Genomic DNA, 26,365 nt, shown 5'->3' with positions numbered 1-26,365 from the left:
CTAGAGCATCGATTGTTATCTGATATTTCGGTTAGATATCAAACACAATAAGAAGAAAAAGAAACAATAAAAAGATAATTTATGCAAGACGAAATAAGAAAGCATTCAAAAAAAGCGGTCAGCATAATAAAAAATTCTGACCATTCCACAGTTGAAAAAATAAAAGAAATAGGTATCGAAATATTTATCATTGTTTTTGCTGTATCTTTCTCAATATGGTTGCATTCATGGAGTGAACACAGACACCAACAAAAAGAAGTAAAAGAGTTTTTAACTGATTTGAAAGAGGACTTAAAGGCTGACATTGAAAGCCAAATTGACGCTAAAAAGGTTTATCAAAGAACTATTGAAAATTTCAATTACATCATAAATCTTAGCGAGAAGAAGTATGATAGTTTAAGTGGCGGAAAAGATAGTACATTATTTAAAAGTAATTTATCGACTAAGATATCTTCATTTCCAAGTATATGGTTAAAAAGCAGGAGTGGCAATTATGAAGGCTTCAAATCAAGCGGAAAAATTGGGTTTATTGAAAATAAAAAATTAAAAAAATTAATACTTGAATATTATGAACAAGCCATGCCGGCTGCATCTATTCAGGATGAGTATATCAGACAAATAACATTGAAAACAAGTGAAATAATATCAGACATTGATGGAAATGGAAAAAAAATTATTTTTAATAAAAAGGTTCAAATAAATTTACAAAATATAATCCTAATGTCAAAATCCTCTATCGAAAACTACCAAAATATAACTACACTAAGTGAAGATATTTTAGAAGAAATATATAAATAAGAAATTAAATAAAACGATTATGAAAAAACTGAACTCGAATCAATTAAATGTAATAACTAAAGTTTTTGCAGCGTTGACATTAATTACCATACTACTACAAGTTGGTTTAGACTGGAACAACTGGATAGAACATCCGAAAATGCCATGGTTGCCTTTACTATTTATGTTTATTTCAGTCATAGTATTACAAAAGGCTAAAAGCAAAAAAAAGGAAGAGGAGTCTTCTAAAGGAGAATAAATTAACAACAAATACAAAAAACGATTATGAAAAAACTAAACTCGAATCAATTAAAATGGCTCTATAAATTTTCTTTGGCTTTAGCTCTTATTAGTTTGGTAGCATTCATAGTTTTGACCTGGCGAAGAGAATTAGAACTCCCTGCTATGCCAGCTCTTCTTCCCATATTTATAATAACGGTGATAATGCTGTCAAAAAGAGCTAAAAGGAAAAAAGAGGAAGGGTCTTCTAAAGAGGAATAAATGAGTTTTCTATTTATCCAACCACTAGTTCTCTACCAGAAAATATTATTTTGTTTACTTGTTTCAATTATTGTTTCGGGAGCTATTTATAATTGTTACCCTCAGACGACATTACCAATAAATGCCAAAATTGAAACTATATTCGATGTTAAGTCTGAAAGGGAACTTCCAATCTTTTTCCAAAAATTTTATAAAAAACATATAAAGTAGCATAAGAGGTTAATTCAATAGGTAACAAACATATTGAAGGAGATGGAAAAACAACGGATGGAAGGTATTCTACCTGTAGATTAAAAGCCAGTGTTGCGCATAAAAGTTTGCATATTAATTATCCAAAAATAGCTGACAAGAATTATGTGATAATTCACTTAAAAAAAAACTAGGTGTTAATATTTGTATCCATTGCATAAAAAAATTGATTTGGGTTTTTATATAAATTTCGCAGATAGTATAATTGGACTGATGGATATATAGCTCTAAATAATAACGAAATGGATGAAATATAATTCGGTTAATTCGAAGACTACTGTTATTATTAAATCCTGATTTGTTAATTTTATAAAAACTCATTTTTTAAGTATTAAATCTCAATTGTAAATTACCGATGAATTATCGAATTTTAATCGGTAAATAATAATGCTTAAAACGAGTAATCGTCGGTAATTACTGATGAAAACTAGTTATTACTAATAACAACTAGATTAAATCAGTGATTATCGATTATCAGCTATTATCACTGATTTTTTTTATTAGACATAATTTAGTTTTTTGCTTTTGTTGTCTTGGTGAATTTCGTAGACTCGATAGGAAATTAATCCTAATGTCATTGTTACCAATACACCAATTAAAACGTAGGTTGCTATTTTGGTGTTTTCTATTTTTTCTGGCGTAGGAATTTGACCTAAGTCATAAGCTAATACGTTAGGCGACAACATTAGTTGTCTTGGGGTTAGGGTATTATTTTTCATTGTTTAATTTTTTAGGTGAATAAAATATTATCGTATCTGTTTCTGGGTCTAATCCGAATATTATATCTTTAATAATGTAATAAGCTATGTTAGGGCTAAATTCGTTATCTATATTTTTTTGCGGAAGGTATTTTGGGTCAAATCCCATTTTAATTATTCTTTCAAGTTTTTCTCCTAGAATTCCTGCATCTCGTAAAAATTTTAAAACTTTATAGTTTGCAGTCATACCATTTTTAAAATTAGTAAATTCTAAATTATATTCCGTTCGCCTTTTATGACCGTGATGGTTTCTGCAATAATCATTACAGTATTCTCTTTTTGAAGATTTGTAATCAAGAATTTCATCTTGGCAGTTTGGGTTTTTACAAAATTTTATTGGTTTTTTCATATCAATTGTTTATTTTAAGCAAAAATATAAAATAAATATTAATTACAATTATGTAATCAAATTAAATTATAGTACGTTTGTGATATATAAAAAACAGTACAATGAGCATATACGATTTTTATCCGAAAATTTTTGAAAAGAAAATCCCCATTAACTTGTTGGATATACCTTCAAGAAATTACCTCCACTGGAAAAAAGAGAATTTATTAAATATCCCAAAAGAAAATAAATCAGATAGTATTGAAAAAAGAGAGAAGGTATTGTTAAATGTATTTGATGCGCTGTGGTTATCAATCATCAAAGAACTTAGAGAGTTTAATATTGATTTTCCAACCATCAGAGCTGTAAAAGATGTTTTGTATTCTAATATTCAATTAAATCAAGATAAATTAGACTCAACATCAAAAGATGAATTTATAAATACAATACTTAAGAAAATTCCCGATGAATATCAAGAAATAATTAAACCACTTTTGCTTGATGGAAGTTTTTTTACATTAATTGACAAGATTATTGATAAAAGAAATGTCATCTTATTTCAAAATATTGGCGGAATTTTATTTGATATTTTAGTTAGAGAAATTGCTGTGTCTTTAATTATAAAAAAAAATAGCGATGCTGTAGAAGTGGAATTTTTGAAAAACAATAGTGGTAATTCTTCTGTTCACATAGCGGAATCAATATCTAATAGTATAATTAAAGATACCTTTATAAACGTTCCGATGCTGCCTTTAGTAGCTAAAATGTTTGAAAACTCCAACTTTGATAAGTACAACTTCCAATTTGATTTGTTCAATCAAAACGAAAAAAAAATTATTGACGCCCTAAATGATGATTTGTGCAAAGAAATAAAAGTTAACAAACATCAAAGCGGTGATATTACTCTGAATTTGACTTTTGAAGCAGATGTTAAAAATGAACACGCTAAAGAAGTAAGGAGGATATTGGGTTTAAAACAATATGAAAAAATTGAGTTGGTTTATAGAAATGAAAAACATTTGATTATTAACAATACAAGAAAAGAAATTTTAAAAAAAGAATAATGTCCTAAGTGTCCCTTAGCACCAAACCGCCTAAAAGCACAAACAAGTATGTTCTACTTCTTTTGGCTCATAAAGGTAAAAAATGGAATTTGAAAAAGTAAAACAAATTTTAAACACAGAAGCAGATAAAAAGTACACAGACCAAGAAATAACAGAAATAATGCAAATGCTTGCAGTATTTGCTGATGTTTGGGTGAATAACCTTTTAAAGTCAACAAAAAATGAAAAACGTAATTCTTTATGTTAGGGTTTCTACAGATGAACAAGCAGGTAGAGGATATTCCCTGCGCGATCAGGAACAAAAATTATTGACCTATTGTGAAAGCAATAATCTCAATGTTCTACATATTTTTAGGGAAGATTTTTCAGCTAAAACTTTTCAGCGTCCAGAATTCAAGAAGTTATTAGAGTACTGTAAGAAAAACAAAAAGGATATTCACCAAATGATATTTATCAAATGGGATAGATTTTCTAGAAATACAGCAGAGTCCTATCAGATGATTGGAGTTTTCAATCAACTTTCAATCCAAGTAAATGCGATTGAACAACCACTTGACTTAACAGTTCCTGAACAAGGTTTGATGTTGGCTGTCTATCTTTCAATTCCTGAGGTAGAAAACCAACGCCGTTCTTTGAATGTTATCTCTGGTATGAGACGCGCTTTTAAAGAAGGTAGATATGTGGGAAATTCACCTAAAGGATATTCGAACGGAATTGATTCAAGTAAGAAGCCATTATTAGTGCCAAATGGCGATGCTAAACATATTCAAGAAGGATTTGAGTTAATGTCAACTGGAATTTACAATCAAAAAGAAGTTTTCAATAAATTAAAAGCAAAAGGTTTTAAAAGTAGTATGACCGCAATTGCATCTATTTTTAGAAACCACTTATATTATGGAGGTGTTTTTATAAAAGGTTATAAAGACGAAGAAGAAACTGTTGTTGATGGAATACACGAACCAATAATTACTAAAAAACTTTTTCTAAAAGTACAAGACATATTGAATAACAGATGTAAAAAGTACCATACTGCACATAAAAAAATAAATGAAAAATTTCCCCTTAAAGGATTTTTAATTTGTCCGGCATGTTCAACGCCATTAACTGCAAGTTCTTCAAAAGGCAGGTCTAAACATTACACCTATTACCATTGCATTAGCCCTTGTAATCAGAGATACCGACTTGAAGACGTGAATCTTTGGTTTGCGGATTTCCTCCAATCAATTACAATAGAAAAACCATTTCAGAAAATATTAGTTGAAATGATAAAAGACCAATTAGTAAAGCAATCTGGAAAAGAAGCATTGGGACCTAAACATTATGAAAAAGTTAAAAGTATAGAAGATAAATTAGTTAGATTACAAGACTTATATGTTGAAGGAAATATTGACAAATCAGAATATAAAATTGCAAAAGAACGGTACGATAAAATTCATCAAGAATTAAAATCAAATGAAGTTGAACTAGAAGACAAAAAGAGGATTATTGAAATCTATGAAAATGTTTTGATGAAGCTCAAATCTATTGAATATCAATATAATGAATCAGATATAGAGGGCAAACGAAGAATAATTGGTTCGATATTTCCGAAAAAGTTTCAATTCGAAAATAAAAAAGTTCGAACCGCCGATTTAAACCCCTTATTTTTGAGAATTACTAGTATTAACAGCCTTTCACAGAGGGCAAAAAAAAGGACAAATTCAAAAAAATTGAATTTGTCCGGTATGGTGGGCGATGAGGGGTTCGAACCCCCGACCCCCTCGGTGTAAACGAGGTGCTCTGAACCAGCTGAGCTAATCGCCCTTTCGGGATACAATATTTTCGGTATTACTACTTCCGTATTGCGAGTGCAAATATAAGTCACTTTTTTGGATATGCAAGTAAAAATTAATAAATTTTATAAAATTTCTGCGACTACAAATGTGCTACCTCCTACATATACAAAGTCTGATTTTTGAGCAGTTTTTAAGGCTTTGTTATAAGCTTCTGAAACAGAATTATATACTTCGCCTATCAAACCAAATTCTAGTGCCTTTTGTTGTAAAAAGGACGCGTCTAATCCTCTAGGGATATCAGGCTTACAAAAATAATAAGTAGCTTTTTTTGGAAATAAAGGTAAAATATCATCTAAATCTTTATCATTTACAACTCCTAAAACAAAATGTAGCGTGTCGAATATTTCATTTTGAATTTGATGTAAAACAATATTTAGTCCATGTTTATTGTGTGCTGTATCACAAATTACTTTTGGGAATTCATTTATTTGCTGCCACCTTCCAAAAAGGCCAGTATTTTTTATGATTTTTAATAATCCATCAATAATATTCGTTTCTGTGATATTAAATTCATTTTGTGAATTCAAAATTTGTATCGTTTGTAAAACAGTTTTTTTGTTTTGATTTTGATAATCGCCTTTCAAGACTGATGGATATGTTACATCAAAATTATCGGAGGCAAAATATATTTCAGTATTACATGCTTTAGCTTTATTTAGAAAAACGGTTCGAGTTTCATTTGTATATTCGCCAATCACGACAGGAATTTTTGATTTAATGATTCCTGCTTTCTCAAAAGCAATACGCTCTAATGTAGTGCCTAAGAATTGAGTGTGATCTAGACCAATATTTGTAATTACAGAAATTAGCGGTGTAATGATATTAGTAGAATCTAATCTACCACCCATTCCTACTTCGATAACAGCAATATCAACTTTTTTTGTTTTGAAATAATCAAAAGCTAAACCCACAGTCATTTCAAAAAAACTTAATTCATTATTTTCAAAAAAACTTTTGTGTTCATTTATAAAATTGCATACAAAATCTTCGTCAATTTCCTCTCCGTTAATTTTAATTCGTTCTCTATAATCTTTTAAATGTGGCGAAGTATATAAGCCAACTTTGTAACCTGCTTCTTGTAGAATGGAAGCCAGCATGTGTGATGTTGAGCCTTTTCCGTTTGTGCCAGCAACATGAATGCATTTAATTTCTGCCTCTGGATTTCCTAGATGATTGGCTAAAAGAATGGTATTGGTTAAATCTTTTTTATAAGCAATTGCGCCTTGTAGTTGATATACAGGAAGTTGATTAAACATCCATTGCGCCGTTTCTTGATAATCCATTAAATATACAATGTATGAGGAATAAAGTAATTACCTAATCAGTTAATTTAAAATTATAAATAATTTTTCCCACTTGTTTTTCGGGAGCTGCATCGTCTGATTGCCATTTGGTATTTAATGCGGCAATTTTCGCTTGGTCTAATAAACATTTAGCAGCATTTGTAGTTCCTCTAATACCAGGATTTGCAGTAATAACTTTACCCGATTTATCTACAGCTATTTGAACTACAACTATTCCCTGTTCATCGCAAATGTAATTCGGTTGAGGTTTATTTAAAGCTTTTCTATTTCCTAATTGATAATTTCCGTTGCCATTTCCTGTACCGCTCCCAGAACCAGTACCATAACCACTTCCAGTCCCTATACCTTGTCCCGAACCGTTTCCTCCGCCACTTCCTGTTCCGCTTCCTCCACCGCCATTATAACCGCTGGCATTTTTATCACCATTAGATTTTCCTTTATTTCCAGCTTCTTTATCATCACCATCTCCAGCTTTATTTGATCCGTTTAATAAATTGGATAAGGCATCAGAAGTTGATTTTGAAGGTTTTGGAACTTCTTTAACTATGGGCTTTACAACTTCGACTTTTTTAGGTTTTTCAGTTGGCTTTTTTACTTCGGCAATTGCGGGAGCATCATCATTTTCGCTAACCACAATTTCTTTTTCATTAGAGGAAGTTGGTTGTATTTGTTTTGGAGTGGCTACTACTTTTTCAACGGATTGAAAATTATCGCCCGAGCCTACATCACTATCTCCAAAATTTACAGCTACTTCTCCGCCACCACCGCCACCTTCAAGAGTAGGAAGTATAATTTGATTGGAGAATTTTAAATAAAAAAACAGTAAAAACAAAAGTGCAAATAATGCAGTTGTCATGAGTAGTGACTTTTTTTTGTTTTCTAAATCTGTCAATTCCATATTTTTTTAATTGATTGTCTTGTTTTTCATAACGAATATATAAAAAATAAATTGTTTATTTTATTGGTTTAATTCAATTTTAAATCTAAATCCTCATCTGAATTATAAACATAACCAGAACAATGGTCTTTATTAGAGCCTGTTACACTACTTAAAACATTTATTTCATTACGCAATTTTAAAACACCTAATAATGCAAAAATCAAGGCTTCTTTATATTCAAGCAATTTAGAATCGGGAATTACTATTGCTATTTTTGGTATATAATATTGTGTTCTTTCTATTAAAAAATCATTATAAGCTCCACCGCCTGTTACTAATAATTTCCCTTTTTTGTCATTGCAAGATTCAAAACTATCTAAAGCCAATGCTATTTGCTGGGCAATATGCTCAGTAAAAGTTCGCATTTTATCTTCAATTGAAATCGAATGATTTTCAATTATGGGTAAAACAATTCCTTTTACAAATTCAAATCCAAGGGATTTAGGAAAACTTAACTTGTAAAAATCTATAGTATTCAATTCTTTCAAAAGGGTTTCATTGATTTTTCCTGAACGAGATACTTGCCCTTTATCGTCATACTCTAAGCCCAATTTATTTGAGTAGTAATTTAAAACTGTATTTACAGGAGAAATATCAAAAGCAATACGTATTTTATTTGATTCAAAAGAAATGTTTGAAAATCCCCCTAGATTCAAGCAATAATCATATTCAGAAAATAGTATCTGATCTCCTATTGGCACTAATGGAGCACCCTGACCGCCCAAAAGCACATCTTGAATTCTGAAATTACACACCACAGTCTGTTTACAAATAGAAGCAATTTTGGGTAAATTGCCAATTTGTAAAGTAATTCCTTTTTGAGGTTGATGTAAAATAGTATGTCCGTGTGAACATACTGCATCGAGATTTGAAATTTTATATTTTTTAATAAAATCGAAAATAACAGTGCCTAATAGTTCTGTATAGTTAGTGTTTAAGATTTTTAACTCGTTTGTGGAGAAATCTACCGCTTTTTTTAATTCAGAAATCCAATCTTGGTTATACTGAACAGTTTCAGATTCAAGAATTTCGAAAGTCCAAAAATTATCAATAATTGTAAAAAGAATATGTGCCAAATCAATACCATCAAGTGAGGTTCCAGACATGACTCCAATAACATTGTACTTTTGCTGTTGCATCAGTCAAAAATACAAATCAAAATTGAAAATATGGCAATAAAAAATTACCTTTGATTAAATTTGAAATAAATCACAATTTTTATCTAATTTAACTATGGATTTCAATCTTACTGAAGAACATTTAATGATTCAACAAGCGGCTAAAGATTTTGCTCAAAATGAGTTATTGCCGGGTGTAATTGAAAGAGATGAACATTCAAGATTTCCTTCAGACCAGGTAAAGAAAATGGCAGAGCTCGGTTTTTTAGGTATGATGGTAGATCCTAAATATGGTGGTTCAGGTCTAGATAATGTTTCTTATGCTCTAGCGTTGATCGAAATTGCAAAAGTTGATGCTTCGTCCTGCGTCATTATGTCTGTAAATAATTCGTTAGTTTGTGCGGGTATAGAAAAATATGCAAACGAAGAACAAAAAATGAAGTATTTGGTTCCGCTTGCAAAAGGTGATGTTTTAGGTGCTTTTTGTTTGTCTGAACCAGAAGCTGGTAGTGATGCCACTTCTCAAAAAACTACGGCTATTGATAAAGGAGATTATTATTTGTTGAACGGAACAAAAAATTGGATTACTAATGGTTCAACGGCTTCAACCTATATAGTCATTGCGCAAACACATATCGAAAAAGGACATAAAGGAATCAATGCTTTTATTGTTGAAAAAGGTTGGGCTGGATTTGAAATTGGTCCAAAAGAAAAGAAAATGGGAATTCGTGGTTCTGACACACATTCGTTACTATTTAATGATGTAAAAGTACCTAAAGAAAACCGAATTGGAGCTGATGGATTTGGGTTTGCATTTGCCATGAATGTATTAAATGCTGGACGAATTGGTATTGCTTCACAAGCATTAGGAATTGCAACAGGTGCCTACGAATTGGCACTAGGGTACTCGCAACAACGTAAAGCTTTTGGGAAAGAAATTTTTAAGCATCAAGCTATTGCCTTTAAATTGGCCGATATGTATGTTAAGATTACGGCTGCTAAATTATTAATATTGAAAGCAGCTTGCGAAAAAGATGAAGGTAAAGATATTGCTCACTCAGGCGCTATGGCAAAATTATATGCATCAGAAATTGCTTTGGAAGTTGCTAATGAAGCAGTTCAAATTCACGGCGGAAATGGTTATGTAGCCGAATACCATGTAGAAAGAATGATGCGCGATTCTAAAATTACTCAAATCTATGAAGGCACTTCTGAAATTCAACGTATAGTTATTTCTAGAGGTTTGGTTTAGTATAGTGTTTAAAAAAATCAAGAATTAGAAATGTTAAAATAAATTAAGTTGTTACTATTTGTTTGTTTAAATCCCATTTCGATGGGATTTTTTTTATTTTAGCATAAATTTAAAAGGTTTATGAAAAAAATCATCATAACAGGAACTTCTCGCGGAATTGGTCTAGAATTGGCTTTGCAATTTGCAAATGCTGGACATCAAGTTTTGGCATTGTCTAGAACCATTCCGAAAAGATTATTAGGAAACGAAAACATATCCTGTCTTTCAGTCGATTTATCTATAGAAGATGATTTAGATCAAGTAAAAGATTTTATTTCTTCTTCATGGGCAACTGTAGATATACTTATTCATAATGCGGGAAGTTTATTGTTAAAGCCTTTTACCGAAACAACAGCTCAGGAATTTGAAAATATATACAAAGTCAACGTTTTTGGAGTGGCTAATTTAACTAGAATTGTGTTGCCGTATTTGCAAAAAGGCAGTCATGTGGTTACCATAAGTTCTATGGGAGGCATACAAGGCAGTATGAAATTTGCTGGGTTATCGGCATATAGTTCTAGCAAAGGTGCGGTTATTACTTTGTCAGAATTGTTAGCCGAAGAATATAAAGAAAATGGTATTGCTTTTAATGTTTTAGCCCTTGGTGCTGTAAATACCGAAATGTTACAAGAAGCTTTTCCTGGATATGAAGCGCCGCTTTCTGCAGCAGCAATGGCAGATTATATTTTTAATTTTGCTTTGACAGGAAATAAATATTACAACGGAAAAGTGTTGCAAGTTTCATCATCAACTCCTTAAAATTTGAGCGAAGTATTATCAAAATATTTACCAGAACATTCAGTTGAAATTTGCTTTGAATTAATTAAGGGCAATAACGTTCATCTCAAAATTGTTAATGAACGACAAACTCGTCATGGCGATTATAGAAAATCAATTGGCGGAAAACACGAAATTACAGTTAATGCCAATCTAAATAAGTATCGGTTTCTTATTACTTTAGTCCACGAAATTTCACATTTGGTTGCTTTTGAAAAATTTGGAAGAAACATCAAGCCTCATGGTAATGAATGGAAAATTACTTTTCAGCGAATGATGGTTCCGTTTATTAGACCAGAGATTTTCCCACATTCAGTATTGCCTTTAGTTGCCAATCATTTTAGAAATCCTACCGCTAGTAGCGATACTGATGCACGATTGGCATTTGCATTAAAACAATTTGACGAACGAAAAGTAGATATACATTTTATTCATGAAGTGCCAAGCGGAAGTTTGTTTAGAATTAAAAATGGTAGAGTTTTTAAAAAAAATGGACTTCGTGTAAAACGATACGAATGTTTAGAAATAAAAACGGGCAAATTATTTCTCTTTAATGCCAATGCTGAGGTAGAAATAATTCCAGGATAATGAGCAAATGAATATGCAACTTTGTAACTTTGTAACTTTATTGCTTTAAAATTAAAAAATGAATAAAAATTATTACGCAATCATAATGGCAGGTGGAGTAGGATCTCGATTTTGGCCAGTAAGTACCACCGAGTTTCCTAAACAATTTCACGATATGTTGGGTTCTGGCGATACACTAATTCAGAAAACCTTTAGTAGATTGTCTCAATTAATTCCAGTTGAGAACATATTGATTTTAACAAACGAAAAATACAATTCACTTGTTTTAGAGCAATTACCATTGGTAAAACAAGAGCAAGTTTTGTTAGAACCAGCCATGCGAAATACCGCTCCATGTATTTTATATGCTTCTTTAAAAATAAAAAAGCAAAACCCTGATGCGCTTATGGTAGTTGCACCAAGCGACCATTGGATTGAGGATGAGAGAACTTTTACTGAAAATTTGCAACACTGTTTTGATTTTTGTACTAAAGAGAACGCATTGATGACTTTAGGAATTCAGCCTACGTTTCCAAATACAGGTTTTGGATATATTGAGTTTGATAAAAAAGATACAAATTCAATAAAGAAAGTAAATCAATTTAGAGAAAAACCAGATTTTGAAACGGCAAAATCGTTTTTAGCCAGTGGTAATTTTTTATGGAACGGAGGGATTTTTATTTGGAGCGTAAAATCAATTTTAGAAGCTTTCGAAAAATTTCAACCAAAAATGAATACCCTATTTTTAAAAGGTTTTGAAAGTTATAATACTAAAGAAGAACAGTCATTTATTGACCAAAATTATGGTTTATCGGAAGATGTTTCGATTGACTATGCTGTTATGGAAAACGCAAAAAATGTTTATGTTTTACCTGCTACTTTCGATTGGAATGATTTGGGAACTTGGGGTTCATTGCACGAAAAGCTACATAAAGATGAAAATAATAATGCCGTAGTAAACGCAACCGTTTTATTAAATAATGCATCAAGCAATATTATTAGCACATCTAAAGATAAATTGGTGATTATAGACGGATTAGAAGACTTTATAATTGTAGATAAAGACAATGTTTTGCTCATTTATCCTAAAAGTAAGGAACAAGAAATAAAAGGAATCGTAAGTAATTTAAAAAAATAAACATTTTTTTAAATTAATTTTTATTCAGTCTCACTCTCACTTTCACTCTCACTCATTTTTATAGAAACTAGTACACCTATAATTAATGAAGTTGCTATAAATCCTAACGAAAACCATTCAGGAATTTCTATATAGTCATGTAATAACATTTTTAAACCTACAAAACTTAAAATTGCAATTAAGCTATATTCTAAATGACTAAATTTCTCTAACATATTTGCCAAAAAGAAATACATCGATCGTAATCCTAAGATAGCGAAAATGTTAGAGCTAAATACCAAAAACGGATCAGAGGTAATGGCTAAAATTGCTGGTACACTATCAACAGCAAAAATTACATCCATTACTTCTATGACTACTAAGGAAACAAATAATGGAGTTGCAAATGTTTTATTTTCAATTTTTATAAAAAAGTGTTCCTTATCTGTTATACTAGTTATTGGGATAATTTTCCCTAAAGTTTTGTATACAAAAGATTTTTTAGGTTCAAATTCACTCTCTTCTCCAGTAAAAAGCATTTTTATAGCTGTAAAGAGTAAAAAGGCTCCAAAAATATAGGTTGTCCAAGTAAATTTGTTAATCAACAAGACGCCAAAGAAAATCATTAGACCACGAAACACGATAGCACCTATAATTCCCCAAAACAAAACACGATGTTGGTATTTTTGAGGGATTTTAAAAGCGGCAAAAATCAGAGCGATTACAAAAATATTATCTATACTCAGTGAAAGCTCAATTAAATAACCCGTAATAAATTTCATGGCTGCAATCTCAGAAGTATAGTGGTTTGGATTCGAAATATATTCAGTGGTATATAGCCAATAAACTGCTCCAGAAAATAGCATCGAACACGAGAACCAAATTGCAGTCCATTTACTGGCTTCTTTACTAGAAATAATATGAGGTGTTTTGTTGAAAACACCTAAATCTAATGCAAGAATTAATAAAATTAGTATTAGAAAAGATATCCAAACAATCATGATATTGAGTTTTAAAGTTCAAAGATACTTTATGTATTTAATATTTCTAAACTACTTTAAAAAAAAAGTGCCTTCAAAACGAAAGCACTTTAATTATATAAAATTAGGAATTACAAAGCTGATTTAACAGTTTTTACAATTCTTGCTGCAATTTTGTAAGGATCTCCATTTGATGCTGGTCTTCTATCTTCTAACCAACCTTTCCAACCTTTTTGTACAGTCATTAAAGGAATACGAATAGAACACCCTCTGTCAGATACTCCGTAAGAGAAATCATGTATAGATGCTGTTTCATGTTTTCCAGTTAAACGTTGGTCATTGTAAGCTCCATAAACAGCGATGTGCTCAGCAGTTACAGGACGGAAAGCTTCACAAATTTTTTCATATGTAGCTTGGTCTCCGCATGTTCTAAGTACTTCGTTAGAGAAGTTAGCATGCATACCAGAACCATTCCAATCAGTATCTCCTAATGGTTTAGGGTGGTATTCAATATAGTAACCGTATTTTTCAGTCAAACGATCTAATAAATATCTGGCAACCCAAATTTCATCACCTGCTTTTTTAGCACCTTTAGCAAATAATTGGAATTCCCATTGTCCGCAAGCAACTTCTTGGTTAATACCCTCAAAGTTGATTCCAGCTGCAATACATAAGTCAGCATGCTCTTCAACTAATTTTCTACCGTGAGTATTTTTACCTCCTACTGAACAGTAGTACATTCCTTGTGGGGCAGGATAGCCTCCTACAGGAAAACCTAAAGGTAATAATGTTTTAGTATCCATGATGAAATATTCTTGTTCGAATCCAAACCAAAAATCGCCATCATCGTCAATAGTTGCTCTTCCGTTTGAAGGGTGTGGAGTTCCATCTGCATTCATTACTTCAGTCATTACTAAATAACCATTGATTCTAGTTGGATCTGGATAAATAGCTACGGGTACAAGCAAACAATCAGATGATCCACCTTCAGCTTGTCTTGTTGAAGAACCGTCAAAAGACCAATTTCCTAATTCTGCTAATGTTCCTTGAAAATTTTCGTGTTCTTCAACTTTAGTTTTACTTCTAAGATTTTGAGTTGGTTCGTATCCATCTAACCAAATGTACTCTAATTTTATTTTAGCCATAATTATATAAATTAATTTTTTAATTCTATTTCTATGCAAATATAAATTAAATTCCTTAGGAGTAAAAATTAAGGGTAAAATATGTCTTTTTAAGAATGATTTTTATGAATACCCTATTTTTGGTAGGGTAAAATTTTAAAATTGATATTTTTTGTATATAATAAATAATAATTACATTTGATAAAAAAATAATAATTATGGCAACTTTACGATTTCAGGCTTTAAAAGATGCTTCAAGAAGAAAACCAATTCATTTTGAAGAAATTGATAGAAAATCTAAACTTTTTGGTTCAAATGTTTTTAATGAAAAAGCAATGAAGCAATATTTGACTTCTGATGCTTTAAAAGGTGTTAAAGGTGCAATCCAATTCGGGACAAAAATAGATAGAAAGTTAGCTGATTACATAGCCATGGGAATGAAAGAATGGGCACTTTCTAAAGGAGTTACTCACTATACTCATTGGTTTCAGCCGCTTACAGGAGCAACAGCTGAGAAGCATGATGCTTTTTTTGAGACCTCTTATGATGGTAGTGATCCTGTTGAGAAATTTGGTGGTGGTCAATTAGTGCAGCAAGAACCAGATGCTTCTAGTTTTCCTAATGGAGGAATACGAAATACTTTTGAGGCGAGAGGATATACGGCTTGGGATCCTACATCACCTGCTTTTATTTACGGTACTACTTTATGTATTCCAACTGTTTTTATCTCTTATACTGGTGAGGCTTTAGATAATAAAATTCCACTTTTAAGAGCATTATCGGCTATGGATGAGGCTGCGGCAGAGGTTTGTAAATTTTTTGACAAAAATGTAAAAAAAGTTACTGCTACTTTAGGATGGGAGCAAGAATACTTTCTTATAGACCGTTCATTAGCCAATTCTCGTCCAGATATAGTGATGACTGGCAGGACTTTATTAGGTCACACTTCTGCAAAAGGACAACAATTAGACGATCATTATTTTGGTTCAATTCCGAGTCGCGCTCTAACCTATATGCGAGATTTAGAGCAAGAATGCATGTTGCTTGGCATTCCAGTAAAAACAAGACACAATGAAGTGGCGCCAAATCAATTTGAATTGGCCCCTATTTTTGAAGAAACCAATTTGGCAGTAGATCATAATTGTTTGTTGATGGATATAATGGAAAAAGTTGCTGAACGTCATCATTTTAAGGTGCTTTTACACGAAAAACCATTCAAAGGCGTAAATGGATCTGGTAAGCACAATAACTGGTCATTAGCTACTGATACAGGAGTAAACTTGCTAAGCCCAGGTAAAACGCCAATGAGTAATTTGCAATTTTTAACTTTTTTTATCAATACTATTAAAGCCGTAAATGATTACGAATCGTTGATGAGAGCTGCAATTGCAACGGCAAGTAACGACCATAGGTTAGGAGCAAATGAAGCGCCTCCAGCTATAATATCAGTTTTTATTGGCGAACAATTAACCAAAGTTTTAGCCGAATTAGAAGGCGTAACTTCAGGAAAATTATCTCCAGAGGAAAAAACAGATTTAAAATTAAATGTAGTAGGTAAAATTCCTGATGTGCTTTTAGATAATACCGATAGAAACAGAACTTCTCCATTTGCATTTACAGGTAATAAATTTGAATTTAGAGCTGTGGGTTCGTCTGCAAATTGTTCGAATGCAATGACTACATTAAATACGATTGTTGCGAAACAATTAAAAGATTTCAAAATTGAAGTCGATGCTTTAATTGATAAAAAAGGGCTAAAAAAAGATGAGGCGGTATTTAATGTTTTGAGAGAATATATCAAGCTGTCTAAGAAAATTCTTTTTGAAGGAGACGGTTACAGTGAAGCATGGGAAATTGAGGCAGCAAAAAGAGGTTTGAGTAATTTTAAGACTACTCCAGAAGCTTTAAAAGCAAGGGCTTCTAAGCAAGCATTAGATTTGTTTTCTGAAATGGGAGTTATGAATCATATTGAAGTTGAGGCTCGTTATGAAATTGAATTAGAAGAATATACCAAGAAAATTCAAATAGAAGGTAGGGTTTTAGGAGATATTTCTAAGAATCATGTAATCCCTACAGCGATTCGTTATCAAAATACTTTAATCGAAAATGTTAAGGGATTAAAAGAGATTTTTGGAACTGAATTTGAAACCATTGCCAAAGAGCAAATCTTACTTATTAAAGAAATTTCATTACACATTGAAGGGATTAATTCTAAAGTAGAAGAAATGACTAATGAAAGAAAAAAAGCCAATAATTTGACAAATGCTCAGTCAATGGCTGAGGCCTATTGTAATAATGTGAAGCCTTATTTCGAAGTTATTAGAAATCATTGTGATAGATTAGAGTTGCTTGTAGACGACCAAATTTGGACCTTAACAAAATATAGAGAATTACTATTAACGAAATAAAATTTTTGTAACTTTCGGTATTCTTAAACTAACGAATGAAACTCAATTTTTTACTTCTACTTTTTTTGTTTTCTATAACTTCAGTTATAGCACAAGAGCAATTTTCGATTTATTTTGAAAGTAATAAATATGAGTTTACTCCTAGCGAAAGTCAAAGATTGAGTCTATGGATTAATGAAAATCCAATGATAAAAGTTCTAGGAATTCATGGTTTTTGTGATGAGGATGGTTCTTTTGGATTTAATGATACTTTAGCCAAAAAAAGAATCAATTTTGTTTATAATGTAATTAAAGATAAGGTAAATATTAGAGAAGATTTTAAAACAAGAAGTTTTGGAGAGTTACATTCTTATTCTAAAATTAAGGCAGAAAACAGGAAAGTAACTCTTTTTTATATCGAGTCTAAAGATTTTATTCATGAAAATGAAATCCTTGGAATTAAAGAAAATCCAACAAAATTATCTAAAGTAGCCATACAATATCCTGAAAAATTAGTTTTTGATAATCCTGACGGATCTCAATCAGAATACAAGCTAGATGTTGATTTTATGCAAAAAATGAGCGAAGCTTCTATAGGAGAAAAGTTAAAACTAGAGAACTTGAATTTTCAAATTAATACTTATATTGTTGTTCCAAATTCAAAAGGGAAAATTTATGAATTGCTAGTTGTGATGCAAAAAAATCCAAATCTCAAAATCGAAATTCAAGGACATTTGTGTTGTATGCCAGTTGATAGATTAGATTTATCGACACAAAGAGCTAAAGCCATCAATAACTTTTTAGTGGCAAATGGCATTAACGAAAACAGGTTGACTTTTAAAGGATTTGGTAGTTCGCAGCCCATTTATACATTACCTGAAAAAGATGAAACACAACGTGCAGCAAACAGAAGGGTAGAAATTATGATTACAAATAGATAAATCGATACCATATATGACTATTAAATAATAAACTTACATATATGAAACAAAAAATCATACCATTCCTATTGCTATTATTTACTTTAAATAGTTTTGCACAAGTACTTACCATAAATGGCTATGTTCAAGAACAATTTGATGTTTATTTTGATTTTAATGAACCAAAAATCAATGCAATAGAAAAGGAGAAAATACTAAATTGGTATAACAATGATCCAAATATAGAAGTTTCAAAAATATATGGGTATTGCGATTGGGTAGGTTCGAATAGATATAATGACACACTTTCTATTCGAAGAGTTAAAGAAGTTTATGCTTTTTTGAAAAATAATAATATTGTTGTTTATGATAATTACGAAGCAATTGGTTTTGGTGAAGATTTTCAACAGTCTAAAACACAATCCGAAAACAGAAAAGTGACTATTTTTTATAACAAAGAAGCTGATACAAATAAAGAATCAAATTCAGAATCTTTAGAGGAACCCATTATTGTTGAATCGGTAGCTGCTATTGCAAAGACTAAGGAAGAAATTCAGAATGATACATTTACTGAGAAAATAAAGGATGCAAAAGCGGGAGATTTATTATTACTTAAAAATATTTATTTCAAAGATCGTTCGGCTAAAATTGTTTCAGAATCTAATGAGAGTTTGTATGAATTATTATGCGTTTTACAACAATATCCAAAACTAAAAATCGAAATACAGGGTCATATTTGTTGTCAAAAAGTTATTGATTATGAAGATGTTTCAACACGCCGAGCAAAAGCGATATATTTGTATTTAATTCAAAATAAAATTAATAGGAATAGGCTTTCGTATAAAGGTTTTGGAAATTCAAAACCAATTCACCCAATTCCAGAGAAAAATCCTCAAGAAGAAGATGAAAATCGTAGAGTTGAGGTTTTGATTATAGAAAATTAGTTTCACAAAACTAAATTTCATTATTCAGAATCCTAATTCAAATTCCTATCTTTGCTCCACAACAATTTACCTGTTGGCAGACAGGCATAACTAACTACAACAAATGAGTTCAGATACTTCAAAACGATATGCACTTCGAGGCGTTTCGGCTTCAAAAGAAGATGTTCATAATGCTATAAAAAATATCGACAAGGGATTATTCCCAAAAGCTTTTTGTAAAATAGTTCCAGATTACCTTACGCAAGATAGCGACTATTGTATGGTTATGCATGCAGACGGCGCTGGTACTAAATCGTCTTTGGCTTATATGTATTGGAAAGAAACTGGTGATGTTTCTGTTTGGAAAGGTATTGCCCAAGATGCATTAATCATGAATATTGATGATTTGTTATGTGTTGGAGCTACTGATAATATTATGCTTTCTTCTACAATTGGCAGAAACAAAAATCTTATTCCAGCCGAAGTAATTTCAGCAATAATTAATGGAACAGAAGAGCTCATTTCCGAACTAAAGAATTACGGTGTAACGATATTTTCAACTGGAGGCGAAACGGCTGATGTTGGCGATGTAGTTCGAACAATAATTGTCGATTCTACCGTTACCGCTAGGTTGAAGCGAAGCGATGTGATAGATAATGCAAATATAAAAGCTGGAGACGTTATCGTAGGTTTGGCTTCATTTGGTCAAGCTAAATATGAAACTTCTTATAATGGCGGAATGGGAAGCAACGGATTAACATCGGCTCGACATGATGTTTTTCATAACTATTTAGCTCATAAGTATCCAGAGAGTTACGATTCGCAAATGCCAATCGATTTGGTGTATTCAGGTAAAGTAAAATTGACCGATGCTGTACAAAACTCCCCAATAGATGCGGGTAAGTTGGTTCTTTCTCCAACAAGAACTTACGCGCCAATTATTAAAGAAATTTTATCAAACTATACCTCAAAAGAGATTCATGGAATGGTGCATTGCAGCGGTGGTGCCCAAACTAAGATTTTACATTTTATAGAAAATTTACACATTATTAAAGACAATTTATTTCCAATACCACCTTTGTTTCAATTGATACAGGAACAATCTAAAACCGATTGGAAAGAAATGTACCAAGTTTTCAATTGTGGGCATCGAATGGAATTATATGTTCCAGAAAATATGGCTAATGATATAATTGCTATTTCAGAATCGTTTGGTGTAGCGGCGCAAATTGTTGGTAGTGTAGAGGAATCTACTACAAAAAAACTAACTATTAGAAGTGAATACGGGGTTTTTGAATATTAATTTTAGAAAAAATAAATTCAAAAAATAAATAAAACAAAAAAGTGCTAGTTAAAAATTATAACTAAGCACTTTTTTAATTTGGAATAAAATTAAAAGTATTGAATTATTGTCCTTGACCCAATGAATAGCCAGGTTTTCCGTCAAATTCATATAGGTTTTCTGTTTTTATAGAATCTATTCCATTATCGATTGCACTTAACAACAGTTTAATAATCGATTGTTTGTCTATTTGATGGCTGTTGAAAGGTTTAAATCTACAACGCCAATGATCAGTACAAAAGGTTTCACTAAATCCGTCAGGCCATACTTTAATTCCCCTATTAGTAATCATAGAAAGTTTGACACTGTCATTATTTAGCTTTTGAATTTTTTCTGCTAATTCATCAGGGTTGGTTCCATTCCAATGAACAAAAATATCGACACCAACTAAATCTTTTTTAGCAGCAGGTTTTTTTACATATTTAGGTAAGTTAAGAACAGCTTCTTTGGCATATGAAACTTCTTTAAGTAGAGATGGTTTTTTACCTAGATTAGCCACTATTGCTTGTGCAAATTCTTTAGTGCCCACTTTTTGTTTACTGATTCCTTCTTTAAAAATATCATAGGTATGAATACCATCTTCAATAGTTTTAAGCCAAGCATTTTGTACTTTTTCTGCAATTTCTGTTTGACCAATATGATTCAACATCATAACAGCTCCTTCTAACAATCCAGAAGGGTTAGCTAAATTTTGTCCTGCACGACGGGGAGCTGATCCATGAATTGCTTCGAACATAGCACACTCTTCTCCAATATTAGCAGATCCAGCTAAACCAACAGATCCAGCAATCTGTGCAGCAATATCAGACAATACATCGCCGTATAAATTTAATGTAACAATTACATCAAAAACTTCTGGAGTATCACTCATTTTTGCAGCTCCTATATCAATAATCCAGTGTTCGTTTTCAATTTCTGGATATTCTGTTGCAATTTCATCGAAAACTTGATGAAACAATCCATCCGATTGTTTCATGATGTTGTCTTTTGTAAAACAAGTAACTTTTTTTCTTCCGTATACTTTTGCATATTCAAAAGCATAACGAACAATCTTTTCGCAACCTGGGCGGCTAATTATTTTTAAACATTGAACAACTTCATCTGTTTGTTGGTGCTCAATTCCTGCGTATAAATCTTCTTCATTTTCTCTAACAATAACAATATCCATTTTAGGATGTTTCGTTTCTACAAAAGGGTGTAAACTAACACAAGGTCTAACATTTGAATACAATCCTAGAAATTTTCGTGTCGTTACATTCAAACTTTTATATCCACCACCTTGGGGAGTTGTGATTGGAGCTTTAAGGAAGACTTTGTTTCTTCTTATAATGTCCCATGATTCAGAAGCTATACCTGAAGTGTTCCCTGAAAGATATACTTTTTCACCTACTTCTATTTCATCATACTCAAGTTGTGCACCTGCAGCTTTAATAATTTCTAGAGTGGCGTCCATAATTTCTGGACCAATTCCGTCGCCTTTTGCGATTGTGATTCTTTGCATTTTTTAGGTATTAATTTATTAAAAATGGTGCTTTACCATCGGTTACTATTATTTTTGCATTCGGAGATTTTGATAATTCATTAAATGCATCTATGCTTCTAAGTTTTAGTATTTCATCAGTCAAGCCTTCTGAAATAATTTTTTGTGCATCTCTTGTTCCTGTAGCTTCAATAATTTTTCTTTCGGCTTCAAATTTTTCTTGTTTTAAAACAAATTCCATACGCATTGCATCTTGTTCCGCTTGTAATTTGCTTTCTATAGATTGTGATAGACCTTGTGGTAGTTGAATACTTTTCATCAACACAGACTCTATAACAATTCCTTTATTTAGTAAATTATTAGACATCCTTTTTTGAATATCAGATTCAATATCTGACCTTTTCCCAGAGTGCATGTCTTTTGCAAAATATTGAGAGCAGACATCTGCCGACGCTGATCTAAATACATTAGCAATGATACCTTCATAATTCAAACCTAAATCGTTTACAATCTTTACCACTTCAGTTTTTTCAAGTCGATAAAGTATTGATATTTGTGAGTTAATACTCAAACCCTCTTTACTAGGTAGATTTAAACTTAATTCTAAGTTTCTTGTTTGAATTGAAGTTCGAATAATTCTTGAAATAAATGGGTTAAAAAAAACGGGTCCTTGCGGATGTACTTTTTCGGAAAGTTTTCCTAATTTTTGTTTTAAACCTACTTCTCCTGGCTTAATGGTTACACAATTAGTAAATAGGAGACAAATTGCTGATAAATAAATAAATTGTTTCATGATTTTTTATATTTTTAAACAAATCTATAAATAATAAAGCATAAATTTTTATATTATTTTTTAATACAATACATAAAAATTATTTATAGTTTGTTTTGTGATTATAGTTCAGATTCTAATTAATAAAACAATCAAATTAAATATCTTTGGGTAAAATTGACATAAAATGAAAGTAAACCTAAAATCAGGAATAGATAAACTCCTTTTCGGGATGAAACAAAACGATGTAATTGCTATTTACGGGCAGCCCAATAGGAATTATAAAGATGAGGATGATAACATTATTTTAGCTTATAATTCTTTAAAAATGCGTTTGACTTTCTATAAAGACGAAGCGTTTAAATTAGGTTATATTGTGGCTTCTAGTTCTGAATTGCAGGTATTAGGAACAACAGTAATCGGAAAAAAAATCAGTGATGTTAAAAAGGAATTGGCTGAGAAAGGACTCGTAAAATTTACGCAAGAAGAATTTGATACTTTCAAGAACTACTTTAACGAAGATCATTGGCTAATCCTGCAAACTGAATTTGAAGAGGTTGTAAAAGTAGAACTTGGAGCCATTATTAATAGTAAAGATGAGTTTGACTGGAAGTTTAACAGTAAGTAATTATAAATTAGGTAATCAAAAATAAAAATGGGATTTACAGCAAAGTGAATCCCATTTTTTATTCATAATAACAACTATTTTTTTGGTTCAGCAGTTGGTATGGTTTCAAACAATTCTACTTCAAAAATGATATTCGAATTTGGTGGAATTACATTTCCTGCTCCACGTTCTCCATATCCTAAATTAGAGGGTATAAATAATAGTGCTTTGTCTCCAAAGGATAAATTACTTATTCCTTCAAGAAATCCTGGAATCAAACCGTCCTTTTTTCCTGCTTCAAAAGGAAATGGTTGATAGCCGTTTTGAGAAGCTCTATTTGCATCAAATTTACCATAAACTTTGTTAACCTCTTCGTAGCTACTATCAAAAAGACTTCCGTCTTCTAAATAACCAGCATAATGTATGTAAATTGTTGACCCATCAGTTGGCTTTTTACCAGATCCTGTTTGAAGAATTTTTGTTTCTAATCCAGTAGCCGATTTGCTTGCAGTTGCTTTTGCACCCGCTAAATATTTTACTTTATCAGCTTTTACAGGTGCATACTTTTCGTCATAAACTTTTTTAGCTTCAGCCTCAATTGCGATTTGCTTTGCTCTAGCTTCAGCCTGAATCGCTGCTTGTTTTTTATCATCTTCTCCTTTGTTTGCAAAATAATCAGAAAATGTTTTTACTGCATCAAATTTTTTAGCTTCTTCGCCTTTTCTAACAATGATTAACTTTTTTATTTCATCATTTTGTTCAATCGCATCTACTACATTTTGACCAGTTGTAACATAACCAAAAATAGTATGTTTTTGATTTAACCATGGAGTATCTTTGTGAGTAATAAAAAATTGACTGCTGTTTGTGGCTGGTCCCGAATTCGCCATTGCAAGAATTCCGGCTTTATCAAAATTCATATCTGGTACAAATTCATCTTTAAAACTATAACCACTTCCTCCAGAACCGTTTCCTGCAGGGTCACCTCCTTGAATCATAAAATCTTTTATTACTCTATGAAATTTTAATCCATCGTAATACGGTTTTCCTTTTAGTTTTTCATCAGTAACAAAAGTATTTTTCCCTTCAGCTAAAGTTATAAAATTAGCAACTGTAATGGGTGTTTTTTTATATTCTAATTGAACTACTATTTTACCTTTAGAGGTTTCAAATTCAGCAAAAATTCCTTCATTAGAAGCAGTAGGGGTTATTTTCTTAAGAGGCGTTTTAGATACTGTTTTTTTAGATGCAGTTGTAATTGCTTTTTTTGGTCCAGTTGGTTTTTTTGTATTTTGAGCAAACCCGCTCATCATTCCTAAAAATAATAAAACGATAACTTTAAATTTCATTGTTGTATGTTTAATTCTCCTTACTTATTTCGCAATTGCAGGGATGTTCAGGTTTATTCCCTTTTTTAGTTTTTATTTTATTGAAATTGAAATTTTCATTGCAATTAATTTCTTTATTGATTTGGCATACTTTCTAATAATTCCAATTCAAAAATAATAGTAGCATTTGGCGGAATTACTCCCCCTGCACCTTGAGCTCCATAAGCCAAATTAGGTGGAATGAATAGCACTGCTTTATCTCCAAAAGCCATTTTTTCTATACCTTCAATAAACCCAGGTATCATTCCGTCTTTTCTTCCTGCTTGAAATGGAATAGGAACATATTGTTTGGCATTTGCTCTTTGTTGATCAAATTTTCCAAATGCAGTTGCAACTTCAGGAACACTACTATCAAATAATTCGCCATTTTCTAAAAACCCAGAATAATGTATGTATACATTTGCACCATTTGCAGGCTTTTTACCGGTTCCTTTAGAAATGATTTTGTAACGCAATCCAGAACTTGACTTAGTAGCTGTTTTTTTAATAGACTCAAAGTAAGCGATTTTTTCTTCTTTAACTACCTTATATTTTGCATCATAAATCTTTTGATTTTCGGCATCAATTAGCGCTTGCTTTTTTTGATTTTCTGCTTCTTTACTAAAAAAATCAGTAAAGGTTTTTACAGCATCAAACTTTTTTGCTCTTTCTCCTTTTTGAATAATAGTAATTTTTTTTATAAAATCGTCTTGCTCAATTTTATTAACTACTTCCATTCCGTTTTCAACAACATGACCAAAAATAGTATGCTTTCCGTCAAGCCAAGGTGTTTCAACATGGGTAATAAAAAACTGAGAGCTATTGGTTCGTGGTCCAGAATTAGCCATGGCCAGAATGCCGCCTTTATCAAAACGTAAATCAGTAATTTCATCTTTAAATTTATAACCTGTATCTCCTGAACCATTTCCTAATGGATCTCCACCTTGAATCATAAAATCTTTTATCACTCTATGAAATTTTAATCCGTTATACAATGGTTTTCCTTTCAGTTGCTCACTAACAAAAGTATTTTTGCCTTCAGCTAAGCTTACAAAATTTGCAACCGTAATAGGAGCTTTTTCAAAATCAAGTTCAAGTATGATGTTGCCTTTATTGGTTTCAATATTAGCATACAACCCATCAGGTAATTTACTGTATTCGTCTTTACAAGCGCTAAATAAAATACTTATAGATAGTAATAGGAAAAGCTGCTTTTTCATTTTTTAAATTTAATTGTTATTCTGTTATTGTCTTTAATGGTTCTTTTGGCTCAATATTTTGTTTAGTTTCTGATGCAAAATCGGTCAATGTAACAGTGTACATTAACGGTTGATTGTGACTGATTCTTCTGTTATCGCCATGATATCCGTAACCCATATGAGAAGGAAAAAGGAAAGTTACCGTTTCGTTTTTACGCATCAATTTTAAACCGTGTCGTAAACCAATAATCATTTTTTGTTCTTTGTCTATATAATAAGTTTGAGGTCGTAATTCCAATTCTGAATAAATAATATTACCGTCTAAATCCTTTATTTCATAATTAAAATGAGCAATATCACCTTTTCTTGGTCGCAAAGTATCTTGAGTATTTTTAGTGTCATAACGATACCAATAGCCTTTATTTGAAGCGATGTATTTTATATTTGGATCACTTTTAATGATAGAATCTATTTTAGCTTCTTCACCTGAAATTAATTTTTTATTTCGTTCAACCGATTCTTTAAGGAAAGTTCCTGAAGATTGCGATATAGGTCTGCGTGCCTGTTGATGTTGAGAGCAACTTATAAAAAGAAAGCTTCCAAGAATTAAAATAACAATTTGTTTATAGTTCATCATA

The 26,365-nt window shown here is 31.4% G+C and carries 27 protein-coding genes and 1 tRNA gene; 15 read left to right on the top strand and 13 right to left on the bottom strand.

Going from position 1 to position 26,365, the window contains the following annotated elements; translation table 11 throughout:
• The first annotated feature begins 81 nt into the window (after positions 1–81).
• Genes ACFQ0S_RS00430 through ACFQ0S_RS00420 form a run of 3 tightly spaced genes read left to right on the top strand, consistent with a single transcriptional unit; the run spans position 82 to position 1,278 of the window.
• Positions 82–798: a DUF6090 family protein gene (locus ACFQ0S_RS00430; protein WP_379754964.1), complete on the top strand. Its 717-nt coding sequence runs from the start codon at positions 82–84 to the stop codon at positions 796–798.
• A 19-nt stretch (positions 799–817) separates the two neighbouring features.
• Complete coding sequence (locus ACFQ0S_RS00425; RefSeq protein WP_379754967.1) at positions 818–1,036, top strand: hypothetical protein; 219 nt, start codon at positions 818–820, stop codon at positions 1,034–1,036.
• A gap of 26 nt (positions 1,037–1,062) precedes the next feature.
• Positions 1,063–1,278 (top strand): hypothetical protein, encoded by a 216-nt coding sequence (locus tag ACFQ0S_RS00420; RefSeq protein WP_379754970.1) that lies wholly within the window; start codon positions 1,063–1,065, stop codon positions 1,276–1,278.
• 749 nt (positions 1,279–2,027) lie between these two features.
• On the opposite strand, the gene ACFQ0S_RS00415 is transcribed toward ACFQ0S_RS00420, so the two are convergent.
• Positions 2,028–2,246 carry a hypothetical protein gene (locus tag ACFQ0S_RS00415; RefSeq protein ID WP_379754973.1) on the bottom strand — a complete coding sequence of 73 codons (219 nt, stop codon included), beginning with the start codon at positions 2,244–2,246 and terminating at the stop codon, positions 2,028–2,030.
• Positions 2,236–2,634, bottom strand: coding sequence for a hypothetical protein (locus ACFQ0S_RS00410; protein ID WP_379754976.1), 399 nt, complete (start codon positions 2,632–2,634; stop codon positions 2,236–2,238). Before ACFQ0S_RS00410 ends, ACFQ0S_RS00415 begins: the two co-directional genes overlap by 11 nt.
• 101 nt (positions 2,635–2,735) lie before the next feature.
• On the opposite strand from ACFQ0S_RS00410, the gene ACFQ0S_RS00405 reads away from it, so the two are divergent.
• The 3 genes from ACFQ0S_RS00405 (at position 2,736) to ACFQ0S_RS00395 (ending at position 5,446) form a co-directional block, all read left to right on the top strand.
• Positions 2,736–3,677 (top strand): hypothetical protein, encoded by a 942-nt coding sequence (locus ACFQ0S_RS00405; RefSeq protein WP_379754979.1) that lies wholly within the window; start codon positions 2,736–2,738, stop codon positions 3,675–3,677.
• A gap of 82 nt (positions 3,678–3,759) precedes the next feature.
• Complete coding sequence (locus tag ACFQ0S_RS00400; RefSeq protein ID WP_379754983.1) at positions 3,760–3,924, top strand: hypothetical protein; 165 nt, start codon at positions 3,760–3,762, stop codon at positions 3,922–3,924.
• Positions 3,899–5,446, top strand: a complete 1,548-nt coding sequence (locus ACFQ0S_RS00395) for a recombinase family protein (RefSeq protein ID WP_379755106.1) — start codon at positions 3,899–3,901, stop codon at positions 5,444–5,446. The genes ACFQ0S_RS00400 and ACFQ0S_RS00395 overlap by 26 nt, the downstream gene beginning before the upstream one ends.
• Here ACFQ0S_RS00395 and ACFQ0S_RS00390 read toward each other — a convergent pair.
• The 4 genes from ACFQ0S_RS00390 to ACFQ0S_RS00375 all read right to left on the bottom strand — a co-directional run bounded on the left by ACFQ0S_RS00390 (position 5,403) and on the right by ACFQ0S_RS00375 (position 8,895).
• A tRNA-Val gene (locus ACFQ0S_RS00390) sits at positions 5,403–5,480 on the bottom strand. The two genes, ACFQ0S_RS00395 and ACFQ0S_RS00390, sit on opposite strands and share 44 nt — an antisense overlap.
• A gap of 94 nt (positions 5,481–5,574) precedes the next feature.
• On the bottom strand, positions 5,575–6,795 hold the full coding sequence (locus tag ACFQ0S_RS00385) for a bifunctional folylpolyglutamate synthase/dihydrofolate synthase (protein WP_379754986.1): 1,221 nt from the start codon (positions 6,793–6,795) through the stop codon (positions 5,575–5,577).
• 34 nt (positions 6,796–6,829) lie between these two features.
• Positions 6,830–7,714, bottom strand: a complete 885-nt coding sequence (locus tag ACFQ0S_RS00380; RefSeq protein WP_379754989.1) for an energy transducer TonB — start codon at positions 7,712–7,714, stop codon at positions 6,830–6,832.
• A 68-nt stretch (positions 7,715–7,782) separates the two neighbouring features.
• The gene (locus tag ACFQ0S_RS00375) at positions 7,783–8,895 is read right to left on the bottom strand and encodes an anhydro-N-acetylmuramic acid kinase (protein WP_379754992.1); all 1,113 of its coding nucleotides are present in this window, start codon (positions 8,893–8,895) and stop codon (positions 7,783–7,785) included.
• Positions 8,896–8,989: 94 nt separating this feature from the next.
• Between ACFQ0S_RS00375 and ACFQ0S_RS00370 the strand changes: the two genes are divergently transcribed.
• From ACFQ0S_RS00370 to ACFQ0S_RS00355, 4 genes are all read left to right on the top strand, one after another.
• Positions 8,990–10,126, top strand: a complete 1,137-nt coding sequence (locus ACFQ0S_RS00370) for an acyl-CoA dehydrogenase family protein (protein WP_379754995.1) — start codon at positions 8,990–8,992, stop codon at positions 10,124–10,126.
• Positions 10,127–10,246: 120 nt separating this feature from the next.
• Positions 10,247–10,924 carry an SDR family NAD(P)-dependent oxidoreductase gene (locus ACFQ0S_RS00365; protein ID WP_379754998.1) on the top strand — a complete coding sequence of 226 codons (678 nt, stop codon included), beginning with the start codon at positions 10,247–10,249 and terminating at the stop codon, positions 10,922–10,924.
• A 3-nt stretch (positions 10,925–10,927) separates the two neighbouring features.
• Positions 10,928–11,530 carry a SprT-like domain-containing protein gene (locus ACFQ0S_RS00360; RefSeq protein WP_379755001.1) on the top strand — a complete coding sequence of 201 codons (603 nt, stop codon included), beginning with the start codon at positions 10,928–10,930 and terminating at the stop codon, positions 11,528–11,530.
• 58 nt (positions 11,531–11,588) lie between these two features.
• Positions 11,589–12,647: a mannose-1-phosphate guanylyltransferase gene (locus ACFQ0S_RS00355; RefSeq protein ID WP_379755004.1), complete on the top strand. Its 1,059-nt coding sequence runs from the start codon at positions 11,589–11,591 to the stop codon at positions 12,645–12,647.
• 20 nt (positions 12,648–12,667) lie between these two features.
• On the opposite strand, the gene ACFQ0S_RS00350 is transcribed toward ACFQ0S_RS00355, so the two are convergent.
• On the bottom strand, positions 12,668–13,627 hold the full coding sequence (locus tag ACFQ0S_RS00350; RefSeq protein WP_379755007.1) for a TerC/Alx family metal homeostasis membrane protein: 960 nt from the start codon (positions 13,625–13,627) through the stop codon (positions 12,668–12,670).
• Positions 13,628–13,737: 110 nt separating this feature from the next.
• Positions 13,738–14,751, bottom strand: coding sequence for a glutamine synthetase beta-grasp domain-containing protein (locus ACFQ0S_RS00345; protein WP_379755010.1), 1,014 nt, complete (start codon positions 14,749–14,751; stop codon positions 13,738–13,740).
• Between the two features lie 197 nt (positions 14,752–14,948).
• Here ACFQ0S_RS00345 and ACFQ0S_RS00340 point away from each other — a divergent pair, with 197 nt between their 5' ends.
• The 4 genes from ACFQ0S_RS00340 to ACFQ0S_RS00325 all read left to right on the top strand — a co-directional run bounded on the left by ACFQ0S_RS00340 (position 14,949) and on the right by ACFQ0S_RS00325 (position 20,263).
• Positions 14,949–17,138, top strand: coding sequence for a glutamine synthetase III family protein (locus tag ACFQ0S_RS00340; protein WP_379755013.1), 2,190 nt, complete (start codon positions 14,949–14,951; stop codon positions 17,136–17,138).
• A gap of 35 nt (positions 17,139–17,173) precedes the next feature.
• Positions 17,174–18,058, top strand: a complete 885-nt coding sequence (locus ACFQ0S_RS00335) for an OmpA family protein (RefSeq protein ID WP_379755016.1) — start codon at positions 17,174–17,176, stop codon at positions 18,056–18,058.
• Positions 18,059–18,099: 41 nt separating this feature from the next.
• Positions 18,100–18,981, top strand: a complete 882-nt coding sequence (locus ACFQ0S_RS00330) for an OmpA family protein (protein WP_379755019.1) — start codon at positions 18,100–18,102, stop codon at positions 18,979–18,981.
• A gap of 103 nt (positions 18,982–19,084) precedes the next feature.
• Positions 19,085–20,263, top strand: a complete 1,179-nt coding sequence (locus tag ACFQ0S_RS00325; RefSeq protein WP_379755022.1) for an AIR synthase related protein — start codon at positions 19,085–19,087, stop codon at positions 20,261–20,263.
• A gap of 103 nt (positions 20,264–20,366) precedes the next feature.
• On the opposite strand, the gene ACFQ0S_RS00320 is transcribed toward ACFQ0S_RS00325, so the two are convergent.
• Positions 20,367–21,803, bottom strand: coding sequence for an NADP-dependent isocitrate dehydrogenase (locus ACFQ0S_RS00320; RefSeq protein WP_379755025.1), 1,437 nt, complete (start codon positions 21,801–21,803; stop codon positions 20,367–20,369).
• 10 nt (positions 21,804–21,813) lie between these two features.
• Complete coding sequence (locus ACFQ0S_RS00315; protein ID WP_379755028.1) at positions 21,814–22,575, bottom strand: prohibitin family protein; 762 nt, start codon at positions 22,573–22,575, stop codon at positions 21,814–21,816.
• Between the two features lie 166 nt (positions 22,576–22,741).
• On the opposite strand from ACFQ0S_RS00315, the gene ACFQ0S_RS00310 reads away from it, so the two are divergent.
• On the top strand, positions 22,742–23,182 hold the full coding sequence (locus ACFQ0S_RS00310; RefSeq protein WP_379755031.1) for a hypothetical protein: 441 nt from the start codon (positions 22,742–22,744) through the stop codon (positions 23,180–23,182).
• Positions 23,183–23,256: 74 nt separating this feature from the next.
• Here the strand turns inward: ACFQ0S_RS00310 and ACFQ0S_RS00305 are convergent, their stop codons facing one another.
• The 3 genes from ACFQ0S_RS00305 to gldI all read right to left on the bottom strand — a co-directional run bounded on the left by ACFQ0S_RS00305 (position 23,257) and on the right by gldI (position 26,364).
• The gene (locus ACFQ0S_RS00305; RefSeq protein WP_379755034.1) at positions 23,257–24,510 is read right to left on the bottom strand and encodes a peptidylprolyl isomerase; all 1,254 of its coding nucleotides are present in this window, start codon (positions 24,508–24,510) and stop codon (positions 23,257–23,259) included.
• 113 nt (positions 24,511–24,623) lie between these two features.
• Positions 24,624–25,748 (bottom strand): peptidylprolyl isomerase, encoded by a 1,125-nt coding sequence (locus ACFQ0S_RS00300; RefSeq protein WP_379755037.1) that lies wholly within the window; start codon positions 25,746–25,748, stop codon positions 24,624–24,626.
• A 16-nt stretch (positions 25,749–25,764) separates the two neighbouring features.
• Positions 25,765–26,364, bottom strand: a complete 600-nt coding sequence (gene gldI, locus ACFQ0S_RS00295) for a gliding motility-associated peptidyl-prolyl isomerase GldI (protein WP_379755040.1) — start codon at positions 26,362–26,364, stop codon at positions 25,765–25,767.
• Position 26,365 lies beyond the last annotated feature (1 nt).

It is taken from the genome of Flavobacterium myungsuense (assembly GCF_042677265.1).
GTDB lineage: Bacteria > Bacteroidota > Bacteroidia > Flavobacteriales > Flavobacteriaceae > Flavobacterium > Flavobacterium myungsuense.
Note: the sequence above shows the minus strand (reverse complement) of the source record. Positions and strands in the feature narration are given on the sequence as shown.